Raw genomic sequence first — 14189 nt, 5'->3', positions numbered from 1 at the left:
TATATTTAATCTTTAATCATTATTTCCGATCCTCTAACTTTCCGGTAAAAGCGAATTTAGATTTATACATCCAGCGAGAAGGACAACGCTCTAAATGCAAACGAACGCGAGCAACTTGATCAACCGTAATGGAATTCTTGTAACTGTAACTATCCATCACATTATACGAGGTAAAGTATAACGTATTTTTATCCGTGCTATTTCCCTTGCTATTATTTTTAAAAACAGAAGAAAAATCATTCCAATAATAAGGAGTGTCCGAACAATAATCAGTATCGCCATTCACGAAATTCGTTTCCCCGTACGCTTCCACACCCCGAGTCGTAAGCAATCCTAAATATTGAGCCATCGCCGTTGAAATTTCAAAATAATCGGCGGATTGCAACGGATTCAAGAAATGAGACATGTTGACAAAGAAACCAATATCCGTGGGACGCTCTGGAAAAGTTGCCGACAAGGCTCCGGCATTCAATCCGGGAATAGGATTTTCAGGCTGATCTATCACGTTAGGTCCTCTCACGATAAAAGACGACCCTCTAGGATCATTAATTAACCAGATATTCAAATAGTTCCGGTAATCATACATTAACGTGCTCCCCTTAGACATAACATAATTCTGATAATCATCGCTTTCTTTAAAAACGACAGAACTCCCGATCTCGTAATAATGCACCCCCGGATTCTCTAATTTAACCCCGTTATTATCATATTCCGCCAATCTAAAAGTAATTCTGGCATTCCCCCCGTTAGGGTCAGTCGTGGCTTCACCATTAAAAACGTCATTCAATCGCTTTACATTTTTCTCCACAGTTTCCGGGGTAATATCAATAGGTGCTATACTCGGATTTTTAGCAGGATGCAAAACATGAAAGATCACGGGGATTTCTATTTCCTCGTACTTCTCCCGCGGTAAGGGCCTTACCCGAATTTCCACTTCTTCGCTCGTCAATTCCCCCGCTTCCACGCGAAAACGAATCGTACGTTCCCGCGTATCGGTAGTGGAAAAACTAAAATCGGAATACTCATTCCCGGAATCATCCAGCAAACGAAACAATCCTGTCGGCAAAAGATCTGCCGGAATCAACGAAGTATCCCGAACAATTCCCGGTATGTAAATCGCACTATCCCCCTCGTAAGTTGGTGTATAATCAGGTAATTCCAATATATTGTAAGCCTCCGCGTAAAACTTCATCGTGGCTTTTCCGTCCGGCAGCAAAGTATTGTGGTCAGCACGCAACCGAACCAGTTTAATATTTCCTTCCGTAACGGGATTTTCAAAAAAGAAATCGTCATCCTTTTCACACCCCCCGATAAACAAGGAAATCAGTATCAAATAAAATATCTTTTTCATAAACGACCTATTATAAATTTTCACTAGTTGAAATTCGTCCATCCCGGATTCTGACTGATATCATTATAATCCAATTCGATATCGGTGGGAATGGGCAAAGCATAACGATAATCATTCGCGTCAAGGGTATACTCTTTAGTCCCGCTACTTTCCTTATCAAACCCCGAACGAGTACAACTAATCCCTAAACGTTTCATATCCAACCAACGCGAACCATTTTCAAAACACAATTCCAAGCGCCGTTCTTTCAACACCTCCGCCAATATATTACCGGTAACAGAAGTATTGTATCCCGGGATGCGAGCCCTCCTAAAGTCCTCAATCATGCGTGCAGCCTCGGACTCTTGCCCCAAACGACATTTCGCTTCAGCGTTTATCAAGAAAAGATCTGCTTTACGATATAACACCAAAATATCACAAACCGGACCATAATAATAAACAACCGGTTTGGAAATACAACGTCTTACTCTACCTTCATCTTCATTCTCCCGGAACCAAGCTTTTCTTCGAATATCCTCAGGTTCGTACATCAACCAAAGCTCCGAACTTACTTGTTGAGCATTGTTAGACCCCCATATACCCGTGCTTTGATTTCCTATACCAAAAAAACGGCTAGTTGCCAATTTCAACGCACAATAAGGATGCTCAACAGTATAAGACACACTCTCGCCGGAAAACATATCCATCAATAATTCAGCACGATTCTCCGGGACGTAAGAAGCAATCACTTCTCCCGAATATTTCTCGGCCATCTCCCAATCCTTATCTTTTGCTGCGGCAGAACCCGCTCTAAACATATACATCTCGGCCAAACAAGATTTAACAAAGCTCGGAGAATAAAAGAAATTCCATTTTTCCCTTGGCGTAGTATATTCCAAGACTTCCTTCAACTCCCGTTCAATAATCCCATAAATCTCCGTTTGCGTGCGCCTATCTCCCGGTGTCACATTTTCCGAATCCAGATTTAAAGGTACACCCAACTTATTATCCTTATAGGGAGCGAAAAACTGAATCAATTTCAAAATATTCCAAGCACGAATTACCCGAGCCTCACCCCCTATCGTTTCCCTCTCGGCTTGAGTTGCCGTTACTTTATCCAAATCGTCAAGTATCGCGTTCATAAACCCGATAGAAACATAACAATTTTGCCAGAGAGAAGAAGCCAAACTAGTTCCTTTCCAATCGATATCCTGATAATAATATGTCATACACCTGTCATTTATATCCGAATGCTCTTTAAAAGCGAGCATATCCATATTATCCTCGTAAAGAGCCAATTGAATATTGACATCATTAAATATAGGCAAGGATAACGGCGCAGAATTACCATAGGAAGTCTTCAACAACGTGGAATAAGTCGTTGCCGCCCAATACGACAACAATTCCGCTTTCACGTCTTCCACGTTAGACACGATTTTTTGATTCTTAGGTATAAGATTCAGGTAATCCTTGCAAGCGGTCATCATGAAACCGATCAGACACAAGGATAACATACTTATTCTTTTCACGCGTAATTTCATAATCTCTATATTTAAAAACCGACACTCAACGAAAGCATATATTTTCTGGAATTAGGATAAGTAAATCCCCCGAAGTTTTCCGGGTCCAATCCTTTATATTTCGATATCGTAAATATATCCCGAATATTCAAGTTCACCCGACAAGAAGAGAGCAACAACTTCTTGCAGATTTTGGAAGAAAGAAAATACCCCAGAGAAATCTCCGTACACTTCAGAAAATCTCCACTTTCCAATTTTCTATCATACCAATCGGTTTGTAATGAAGCAACGTTTCCCGTCGTGTTATACCCCGGCATATCGGTTATATCTCCGGGTTTCCTCCAACGATTGAACTCTTGCTTCAACACGTTTTGAGAAGCCGATGAAAAACTACCCCCGTTAGCCACGGAATAATAAGCCGATGTTATTTTATGCCCCGCCATAAAAGCGAACCGGGTGCTCAACGTCCATTGTTGCCAATTCAAAGCCGTCCCGAATCCCCCGGATATCGGCGGATAACTATCACCTAAACTCTTTTTAATACGCCGCTTATCCTTCTCGTTCAACGAATCATCCATATCCAGCACCCAAGTCCCGTCTTCTCTTTGGAAGCCAATCGGGTTTTCACGATTCGAATTATCCACCAAAGCCAACGTGTGTCCGGTCAACGGGTCAATACCGACAAACCGGTAGCCAATCCACGAATTGGTTGAAGTCCCCTCCACCGGTTCCGTGCGCCCGAACCCTTTAGGAACATCCTGCACGTTTTTATAAAACGACTCTATTATTCTACTCTTGTTATTCGCGAAATTAAGAGATGTCGTCCACGTGAAATCCCGCTTACGAATATTTACCGTGTGCAAACTAACTTCCACACCATAATTTCGAACGGAAGAACTATTATACCGAATCGTACTAATCCCCACCGATACTGGTAATGTTTTAGAATCCAACAAATCGCGAGTCACGTTATTATAATAATTCACCGTTGCCCGAATCCTGTTCCTGAAAAATGCCATATCCACGCCAAAACTGCGGTCCTGCTTCTTCTGCCACTTGATAGAAGGATTCTTGGGAGAAATATAAGAAGGGATATCCATATCAAGAAACTTCGAAGACATCAAATAAGAAAGCACGTTAAACGGTAACGCCGTTTTATCGATACTCCCCGTGTACCCGTAAGAAACACGAAACGCCAATTCGTTAATCCACCCGAACCTTGTCATAAAATCCTCTTTATGAAGATTATATTTCAAACTGGCATTCCACAAGGGAGAAAATCGATTCTTGGTTCCTATAACGTCAGCTCCATCCATCCTAGCACTGGCAGAAAAAACATAACGGTCTTTAAAACTATACCCCAATGACGCGAAAAAAGACACTCTACGATTACGCCCTTCACTCTGGTCCATCAAATTTTTAATCATCTGCTGCACGTAAGCAATCTTATCCGCCCCTATTTCCGGTATATTCGTCAAACCCTTCTCGGGATCATACTCCGGGAAACGCACAGAATTACTATAACCCGAGGCCTCAGACATTTCATATCCCAAGAACAAATTCAAAAAATGATTCTCCTTAAACCCTTGTACATACTCCAAGCGATTGGACCAAGTATAACTATGATTTCTGACATTCCTATGTCGAAGCGAACCGTTGTTCAAGTTATCGGGCAATTCACTGAACAAAGTACGCATCCAAGCGTTATTTTGTGCAACGTAAGTTCCCGGTTTATACACCACCTCCGTGTTATCAAAATATGTATTAATAGAACCCGTGGTAATAAATTTCAGATTATCCAGAATCTTGACCTCAATATCCAAAGAAACATTATTACTCAAAGCGTTCGTGCACGAGGTATTATTATAAAGCTCGTTCAAGATATTAAAATCAGATTTATAACCGTCTTTCAAAGAACTTAATTGATAAGAATAAGAGCGGTCGTACTCCATATTTCCCTCCTCGTCGTAAGGACGTTCGTAAGGATTGGCAAAAGTCGCATACTGCAATATATTCACCCCGGCATCCGCGTCTTTATCTTTTCTAATATTAGAAGAAAGATTCAAGGAAAAATACAGCCGTTTATTAAAATCGCGGGACAATCGCAACATCGCGCTCCAGTTACTGTAATCATTGGAAGGGATTAACCCTTGACGTTGTTGCACGCTCAAACTCGCGTAATACTTCAACTTCCCGTTCCCACCCGAAAAAGAGATATTATGATTGTGAGAAAAAGGCGTCCGAAATATCACATCGTACCAATTCGTGTTAATCTTGCTCAAACGAGTGATTTCCTCTTCCGCCTCTTCACGGGAAATTTTTCCCATATCCGCGTTTTTCAACAACATGATTACTCTTCCCCCCACCGCTTGATTGGGAAAATCCTCGTACACGCTACGTTCAAAAGCAATCTTCTCCTCCGAATTCATTAAATCCAATTTAGACTTCGGAGCCGCCTCTATCGAGAAACTTGAAGTTACACGAATCATCGGGACTTCTTCTCTCCCCTGCTTCCGTTTCACCACTATCACCCCGTTAGCCGCCTGAGAACCGTAAATAGCAGTAGCGGCAGCATCTTTCAACACCGTGATGCTCTCGATATCCTCAGGAATCAAATCATTCAAGTTACCGTAAAAAGGAACCCCATCGACAATCCAAGTCGGATTCATATCACCGTATAAAGAATTTAATCCCCGGATACGAATCTCGGGTAATGCTCCCGGCTTCCCGGACGTGTTACGAGTACTGATTCCCGCCAAAGAGCCCCTCAAAACATCCCCGACCGAAACGTACCCTTTATTAGCTATATCTTTTGCCGTGACAACCTCCACCGCCCCCGTCATTCGAGTCTTATTAATAGTTTGATAACCTGTCACGACAACTTCCTCCACTTCCGAAACATCCTCCTCCATCACCACGTTAATCGTATCCTGTCCCGAGTACTTTATCTCTTGTGTTTTCATCCCGACAAAAGAAAATACCAAAGACAACTTTTCCATTTCCGGGAGCTTCAACACGTACTTTCCTTTAACATCCGTCGTCGTGCCCACAGACAATCCTTTGACACTGACAGTCACCCCGGGCAAAGGTTCTTTTTTATCATCCGTCACCCGTCCCACTATCCGAAGCTCTTTCTTTTCCGGTTCTCTCGAGTTCTGGATAACAATCACACCCCCTTTAAACGTGTACGACAAACCGGTATTTTTCAAGCACATACCCAAAATATCCCGTACCATAGTTTGCCGCACATCCACGGAAACCTTCCGAACGGATTGTACATCTTCCGACTTGTAAATAAACATGTAATCGGTCAACTGTTCTATACTCCTGAACACCTGACTCAATGTTACATCGGACAATTTCAAATCGATACGCGCCTCCTGCCCGCGAACCGTCGCGTGACAAGTGCAGAATCCCCAAAGCATAAATAATGCAAATGTCCTCATTTTTCTTAGCAATTGTTGAATTTTTCGTTTTTTTCCCATAGCTTTGTTTAGCTTATTATTAAATTAATACAGATGTTAGCTGAGGGGCTAACAGGTAAGGGGATGTGAGGGCATCTCCTTATTTTATTGACTCACGTAAATCGTCTTATCCGCGTAAGTGAAACGAATCCCTTTCGTTGTCTGGAGATATTCCAATATCGTCTTCACCTCCGCGTACCGGTTGGAATGAAGATAAAAGCGGACATCTTTCAGCGAGGGGCGAGTGTACACCACTTTAAAATCATACCAACGGGACAATTGCCGGAAAATATCTTCCAGACGTTCGTCGTTAGCGATAAACTTGCCTTCTTTCCAAGCGAGGGTTTCCCGGACATCGGCTTGTTTCGTTTCTAATTTCCCGGAAACACGGTCAAATATCGATTGACGTGAGGGCGTCAACGTGATATCCTTACCCGCTTCCGGAAATTCCTGTCTAATCTTCCCGGTGACGAGAGTGGTAATCACCATGCTTTCGTCATCATAAGCCTTTATATTAAAACTCGTCCCGAGTACCCGTAAATCCATGGATTCCGTGTTCACGATAAAAGGGGCCTCCGCATCATGCTCCACCTCGAAATAGGCCTCCCCATTCAAGTAAACCCTTCGTTCCCCATTTGAAAAAGTTTCGGGATACTTCAACGAACTTCCCGCGTTCAGCCACACCCGGCTACCGTCAGCCAAGACGAGATTAAACTCGCATCCCCGGGGTACAACAAGAGTATTGTACTCCACCTGTCCGGCAATCGAATCCGACTTCGCCACGTACTCCAATCTCCCGGAGTCAGCCAGTTGAATATCTACCCTCCGGGTGGAACGAATGATCTCCGTGTTTCGGGGAGAAATAGGTATCTCCTTGCCATCAGCCAGTTTCAGTATCGGCACGTTTGCGGCGGGAACAGAAACGACAGTCAAAGCAGCGGGTTCCGGCGACCGTTGTTGCCAATTCCAAACCGTCAACCCGGAAACCAGAATCACTGCAATCACGGCGGCATACCTTACAATTCCTACCCGCAAGCGATGGCGGCGCACCCGCCCCACAACCTGTTTTCGAGCCTCATCATTATCTATCGCTTCCCACCGTTTCGCCCAACGGACCAAATGAAACTCTTTCACCCGTTCCGCGAAAATTCGTTGAGCGTCCATATCCCCGGCAAGCCACTCGTTGAACTCCCGTTCTTCCGCCTTGCTTAATTCTCCCGAAAGATACTCCCGGATTCGCATTTCTTTTTCATCCTTATTCATCGTGTCGTATTCGTCTACTCATTTTATAAGACAAACACAAGAATCAAAAAATGGGTGAATCAATTTTGAAAGTTTTTTTAGAAATTATTTCTCTCCAAGATAAAAAATAGCAATAAAGAATCAGGAAATTGCTGCCGCAATTGCTTCAAACCACCGCTTAACAGCGTCTTCACGGTATTCACGGACACCCCCAACTCTTCAGCCGTTTCCTTGTATTTTTTTCCTTCAACGACAATCGACATGACCACCATTCGGGTCTTTCGCGGCAATCTCTCTATCGCTTGGCGAATAGCCTCGATCAATTCCAAAGAAACGGTCGTCGCTTCCTCCTCGATGGCATCATACTTCAATAATTCCGCTTGCGCGAACTCCTTCTGGTCCCGAATCCTGTTCAAACAAGCGTTTTTCACGCTCCGGAACAAATAAGTACTCAAAGCCTCCGGAGTCAACTGCCGGTAAGCGTTATTCTTGATAAACTGGTAAAATACCTCCTGCACGATATCCTCCGGAAAACTACAATCATCAAGCATCGAGCCGGAAAATAGCACCAACGGCTTATAATAGCGTTGAAATAGCAATTTCCCGCCCTCATTCATATTCCTCTGAAAGGCAGTTAATATTTCCGAATCGGACACACCCATTTCATCCAATTTTCCATTTAATAATACAAAGATAAAAATTAATCGTTCAATCGCGCTATTGACAAGAGCAGAATTCTTGAAACAAAAATTCCCGATACACGATTTATTCCACGATAAACGTGTACCCGTATATTTCGTCACTCACGTTAAGATATCACGAACTCTGGATTAAATTACATTCATGAAAACAAACCAACAGAATTTGTTTCCTAAACGACTTTTCAAAAAAGTAATGGTATCTCTCCTGTATGCCTTCACCGCTTTCGCTTGAATAGCAAGCACTTCAGCTATTTCCTCGTTCTTTTTTCCCTGTAAGTGTAACTCGAACACCTCTCGGCTACGATCCGGTAATTCCTGTATAGCCAGAAATAGTTCCCGGTAAATTTCTTCCCGCATCAAATTATACTCCCTTTCTTTCTCTTCATTGGATTCCCGACAAATATAAAACATTCTCCATAACAAACAAAATGCTTGTACACCTCCTCCAATTCAGACATGGGAAAAGTGAAATAAGCTGAATAATTATAATTTTTCATGTATCTACTTTATACTTTCTTTATATCATCTCCTATTCAACTCCCATTCAACTCCTATTCATCTCCTATTATAAAGGTTGTTGAATAGAATTTTAATTGAAATTAAATAAAATTTGATACATGCTAAATATATGGTATTATCACTATAAATAGTAATAAGATTACTGAATAGTCCATTAATTCTACTCGAACGCACACTGTACTCGAAAAGAAAAAGCCCGCCTTTCCAGACGGGCTTTTATTACAAACCATTAAAACAACATCTATTTATTCTTCAACGTCTTGGCAATCTTCGCCGCTAAAGCCTGATAATGAAGTCTATCCTCTCCTGTCGAGGTCGCAACTTTACTGTTGATCAACTTTTGTGCTTTAAAAGCCAGATCGATCAAATAAACAGAAGAATTATCCAACGCTTTCACATCTACCTTTTGCAAGAACCCATAACCGGGAGTACCGAATTGCTCTTGCCTTAATTGAGAAGCGATATAACCGACTCCATTCTCTGACTCTATTTCCCGGAGTTTATTCTCGAACAAACGAACCATTCCACTAGGATCAAGATCATAAGCTAAAATCTCGTCGATACTCGGCGCGTAAGCCGTGTTCAAACCGAACAACCCGCCGGATTGTTTTTGGTCTGCCAAAGGAGCAAGCACCAAATCCACGAGCGTACTTTGCAATAGTTTGTCACCATCCGTCAGTTTCGTGCCCTTTATAGCACTTTCAAAAGCACCGTTATACAAATCGTTCAAGAACTCCTTCACGGTATAGGGATTAGAAGCGATATGCGCGGAAAGTAAAACGTTATCCTTCAATCTTGTCAAATTCCCGGTCAATTTTGTTCTTAATAAAGTAGTCATATCCACTCCCATGGGGAATTTTTTGAGCAAAGGAGATTTACTTAACCAATCCGCGTTCCTGTATTCATTCAAAAGCCAAGCCAAAGAAGCCTTTTGCACATCTTTCGGCACAGACACGTAACGTTCGCCGGGAGTACCTTCCTTGATCTCCGTCAAATAGATACCACCCACGTTATAAGAGACATTCGTGATATAGCGGAAATACTGGTTGGCGATCTGATTGTACAAACCGGAACGGTGGCTGTAATCCGGATCGTTATCAATCCATTGTTCCAGATTAGGCAAAATATATTTCAAATTCTTAATCCCGTAAGTACTTGCCTTGATCGGGTCGTCACCCAAATCCTCTTCAATAGCACTCGGGTCATAACGAGATAAAATCTGTTGCCTTCCGTAACGATAAATAGGATCGCCTGCCTTCTCGTCTACCCAACTTTCCAGAATAGCTTGCTCTTCCCACATATCTTTCGCTTGAGGGAGATATTGATAATTCCATTTGATCGTGAAATAGTCGTAAACACCCAAATCCGGGGGTGTCAACTTCACGCCTTCATCCCCGGGTTGCGCCACATAATTGAAACGGGCGTAATCCATAATGGAGGGGGTTGTCCCGTATCGTTGAGTGAACGATGCCGAGCGTAACGAATCCACCGCATAAGCAGCGGAAGATGCCATATTATGCATGAAACCGAGCGTGTGACCGATCTCGTGTGCCACGATGTATATCATCGACTCTTCCATGATGTCTTCCGGCATTTTTTTCGCCCGTATTCTGGGATCAACCTGTGCCGTCTGCACGAAACGCCAGTTGTTCACCAAACGAATCACGTCATTATAAATCAACACCGTGGCATTTATAATCTCTCCCGTGGAAGGATCTACCCAAGAGGGACCCATCGCGTTCTCCGTAGTTGACGGCAAATAACGGATACAAGTGTACTTGATATTGTCCGGATCAAATTCGGGATCGTTCTTAGGGAAATCACGTACTTGCATCACGTTCTTGAACCCGATCGCCTCGAAAGCTTTATTCCAGCTCAAGATAGCTTTCTTCACCGGACTGATCCACTCCGCCGGGAAAGCATCGTCCACGTACCACACGATAGGTTTCACCGGCTCCACCAACTCTCCCCGTTGATAAGCGGCCACGTCTTTCGGCTCCAAACGCCAACGATTCGCCAACGAGTATTTTTGGATTCCGTCCTCTCTCGTGGAAACATGATACTTGCTCGTGTTGAAAACACTTACTCGTGAATCTGAAACGCGGGGACGCATTTTGTCTTCAGGCAGGAGAACTAAAGAACGGGTTACCTTGCCCGTGACCGGAAGATTGTCCAGTAGCGTGAAAAACAAAATCTTAATCGAAACTTTGTATGTCATATAAGATTTAACGACCAGATTATCATCGAAACTCTTGATTTCATCCAATCCGGAAGCTTCCTTGCGGAAATCACCTGTCACGCTAAGCATTCCCATGCGCGGCAAAAACGAAAAGTCCTTCACATCCGTGGTAAATAATTCCGTCATATCAACCACCACTGCCGACCGGTCGTTATTATAAGTTTCGATCTTGTAACTTGCCACGATAGCATCGGCATAACTCCGGTTCACGGCATTTTGCAACGCCTCGTTGCCGGGATCAATCGTCGCGGATGTCGTGATATTCTTTAAATAAATACAACTGTCACCCATCACGAAACGCACGTGTAAAGGATCATTCTGTTTATACCCGACATCCCCGAACATGGCATCGGAAGTCTCGGTCAACGTCGAAGCCAACAACATTTCCCGCCCCAGATATTTCAAGGGGATCTCGAAATAAAGTTTGCCGTTCAGTTTATGCATCGTGATAAAATTACTCTTTGCCGTCACCTTGCCCGGTTTATTCAGCAATTTGTCATAATCCGTCTGCACGGGAGTTGCTTCTTTTTTCTCCACGGCAGCTTTCTTCTTTTTACGGGAAGACGCCAAAGCCTCTTGGCTAACGGGTAGCACGAATACGGCTACCAACAATACTAACATCCATTTTTTCATAAAAATCATCTTAAAAATAAAATTCATATATAATTGAAAAACATACAATTCTCTCTTAAATGTCGGTAGTTACCCTACCGACATTTATCGTGAAATGAAAAAAACACATGTTCAGAGTTCCGGTCCTCGTGCTATCGCTTCCAAATCTATATTATATTTCTCTTTCATGTAATCGAGTACCTCCAAGCGTTTTTTCTGTATCAACGGGTAATCCGCGGGAGGATATATAGACAAGAACTCCTCTTCCGTGTAACGGAAGCCCAAGAAAACATAAGTCAAAAAGTTCAAGGTCGGGTTCGTGTAACTAATCCCCCAAATACTTCCGAAGTTATAAATATCTCCTGACAATGTCCCAAGGAAACCTCTTTTCAAATAATAATCCACATCACTGGTATTCCACGTGTTTATATCCTTCGTGTAATTGAATCCATCATGAAAACTGGCAGGAATGACCACTTTCCCCCGATCTATGGCAGACTCTAAAAACTGTTTCATAATTCTTATCCGGTGCTCCCTCAACTTTTCCCAAGTAGCGGGAAATTCAGTCACGCTCGGGTTATAAATAGAATTTGCCCAAAAATCCAACCCTCCGGTGAAATTCGTTACAGCTTCCGTTGATATCCCTCCCGACCAACCGACGGTTTCTGTCCTGTAATCATGAATAAGAAAATAATACATAGGCAAAACGGAACGAGACAAATCCGTCGGCAAATAATCAAAAATATGTTCCTTCATAAATTTCACGTGATTTTTAGCCTGTTCATCCGTCAATGACTCTCCCGAATAACTCGTTTGCCCGGAAATAGCCCAAGCCCGACTGAAATCCAAAGGAGAGAATCCCTTGTAAATCAAGTACACGTCATGTTTCTCTTTCATCTCTTCAGCAATCTCATCCCATTCATTCGTACCCTGCGGGAACTGGTAACGCAGTACGACATCAGCTTCTCTCGGGACAATCGCATCTTCATCGTTACATGAAGCGAATAATCCCCAAGCCAATAATATTAATACGATATATCTCATAACTTTCTTTTATTATATCCGACATTATCTTGGATTAGCCAATTTATTTTGGATCAACGCTCTATTTTGGTTCATCACGACTTGCGGTATAGGCAACGTGTAGCCGGGATCCTTCTCCTGCAACACGTACTCGACAGGCGTTTCCCCCGCGTTCCACACGTGCTTGATGGACGGCATTCCATAACGGCGCAAGTCGAACCAACGATGAAACTCAAAACACAGTTCCAACCTCCGTTCTTGCCGAATTTTATCCACGAGGTCTTTTCCGGTTAACCCGGAAACTTCTTTACCCGGGGCATCGGTAGTAAAACGCTTTGCCCGCAAATCATTCAACACTTTCAGCGCAGTCGCTTCATCCCCGTCCAAAGCTGCCGCTTCAGCCAAATTCAGGTAAGCCTCCGGCAAACGGAACGCTTGCGAAAAAGAGGTTGATTCGAGCGAATGAGCAAATGAGGTCGTATTTTTCCCGAAAGGCAGAAATATATCAGCATAATTCTGTTCCCGGAATATATAGTATTCTTTGCGTAAATCCCCCTCTTTAAAACCGGCAATCAATTCCGGGGACGCATTAAAAATACTAAACCTATAACTCAATTGTACCCCAAGATAAGCATCAACGTCCGCCACCTTGCCGAATAACCAAATCACATCGGACGCATTCTCGTTTATAAACGGATAATAAGACAGAGAACCCGGTATTTCCAACGTATTGAGGTCTATTAATGAAAATTCCCAATCGTCAATCACTTTCTTGGCATATTTAGCCGCCTCTTTCCAATTCTCCATGTAAAGGTACACCCTTGATTTCAGCAATTGCACCATCGGTAAATTTACACGCAAATCTTTCTTGTATTGCAATTCTTTGGGTAAAGTCCGGTAAAGTTCCTCCGCATCACCCAAATCGTCCAATACTTGTTTATAAACTTCTTCCACCGTATTCCGGGCAATATCACTTTGTTCCACGCCACTATTCAATTTTAACGGGATACCGAGTGCCTTCGGGTTATAATTATAAGGCTCCCCAAAAATATTTACCAAATTGAAAAAATAGAACCCTCTTAAAGCATACGCTTGAGCTTGTACCAATGTTTTTTCATTATACGTACCGTTCACTTTATCTATATAATCCAGTACCCCATTTACCCCCAAGATAAATCTATAATGGGATTCCCATATATCTTTATAAAGCGAATAAACCTTATTAAGTTCCTCGAACATATCGGGATGCCATGAATATAAATATTTGATAGCATTTGCTTTAGGTTCATCATAACTTGATATCGTTCCCGTTTGGGACGTATAAGTAATATCATCATCCAGCAAGTTGAGCCCGGCACTCAGAACGGTATACGTACCAAGCGGTCGAGGGTAACCGACGCCCAGCAACATCTCGTCCAAAGAAACGATATCCTTGGGAATATACAAGGTGTCGGATTTGGGTTCCAAAAAATTATCACAACCCGCCAAACCGAGAATAACGATTATTAATAATAAATTCTTTTTCATCTTGTTCATTCA

Annotated in this window: 9 protein-coding genes; all 9 read right to left on the bottom strand. The window is 42.7% G+C overall.

The genetic code is table 11. From position 1 onward, the window contains the following. Positions 1–19 precede the first annotated feature (19 nt). The 9 genes from L0M98_RS05665 to L0M98_RS05625 all read right to left on the bottom strand — a co-directional run bounded on the left by L0M98_RS05665 (position 20) and on the right by L0M98_RS05625 (position 14177). Complete coding sequence (locus L0M98_RS05665; RefSeq protein ID WP_227216408.1) at positions 20–1351, bottom strand: hypothetical protein; 1332 nt, start codon at positions 1349–1351, stop codon at positions 20–22. Between the two features lie 23 nt (positions 1352–1374). Further along, positions 1375–2871, bottom strand: coding sequence for a RagB/SusD family nutrient uptake outer membrane protein (locus tag L0M98_RS05660; protein ID WP_227216399.1), 1497 nt, complete (start codon positions 2869–2871; stop codon positions 1375–1377). Positions 2872–2882: 11 nt separating this feature from the next. Next, positions 2883–6296, bottom strand: a complete 3414-nt coding sequence (locus tag L0M98_RS05655) for a SusC/RagA family TonB-linked outer membrane protein (protein ID WP_227216397.1) — start codon at positions 6294–6296, stop codon at positions 2883–2885. Positions 6297–6419: 123 nt separating this feature from the next. Next, positions 6420–7577 carry a FecR domain-containing protein gene (locus L0M98_RS05650; RefSeq protein ID WP_227216395.1) on the bottom strand — a complete coding sequence of 386 codons (1158 nt, stop codon included), beginning with the start codon at positions 7575–7577 and terminating at the stop codon, positions 6420–6422. Positions 7578–7654: 77 nt separating this feature from the next. After that, positions 7655–8218 carry an RNA polymerase sigma factor gene (locus tag L0M98_RS05645; RefSeq protein ID WP_186976176.1) on the bottom strand — a complete coding sequence of 188 codons (564 nt, stop codon included), beginning with the start codon at positions 8216–8218 and terminating at the stop codon, positions 7655–7657. Between the two features lie 168 nt (positions 8219–8386). After that, positions 8387–8668, bottom strand: a complete 282-nt coding sequence (locus tag L0M98_RS05640; RefSeq protein WP_186976152.1) for an RNA polymerase sigma factor — start codon at positions 8666–8668, stop codon at positions 8387–8389. Positions 8669–9017: 349 nt separating this feature from the next. Next, positions 9018–11648: a zinc-dependent metalloprotease gene (locus L0M98_RS05635; protein ID WP_227216393.1), complete on the bottom strand. Its 2631-nt coding sequence runs from the start codon at positions 11646–11648 to the stop codon at positions 9018–9020. A 111-nt stretch (positions 11649–11759) separates the two neighbouring features. Then, on the bottom strand, positions 11760–12671 hold the full coding sequence (locus L0M98_RS05630; RefSeq protein ID WP_227216391.1) for a hypothetical protein: 912 nt from the start codon (positions 12669–12671) through the stop codon (positions 11760–11762). Positions 12672–12695: 24 nt separating this feature from the next. After that, positions 12696–14177 carry a RagB/SusD family nutrient uptake outer membrane protein gene (locus tag L0M98_RS05625; protein ID WP_227216388.1) on the bottom strand — a complete coding sequence of 494 codons (1482 nt, stop codon included), beginning with the start codon at positions 14175–14177 and terminating at the stop codon, positions 12696–12698. Positions 14178–14189 lie beyond the last annotated feature (12 nt).

It is taken from the genome of Butyricimonas sp. DFI.6.44 (assembly GCF_022132345.1).
GTDB lineage: Bacteria > Bacteroidota > Bacteroidia > Bacteroidales > Marinifilaceae > Butyricimonas > Butyricimonas muris.
This window is presented reverse-complemented; position numbering and strand designations above follow the sequence as displayed.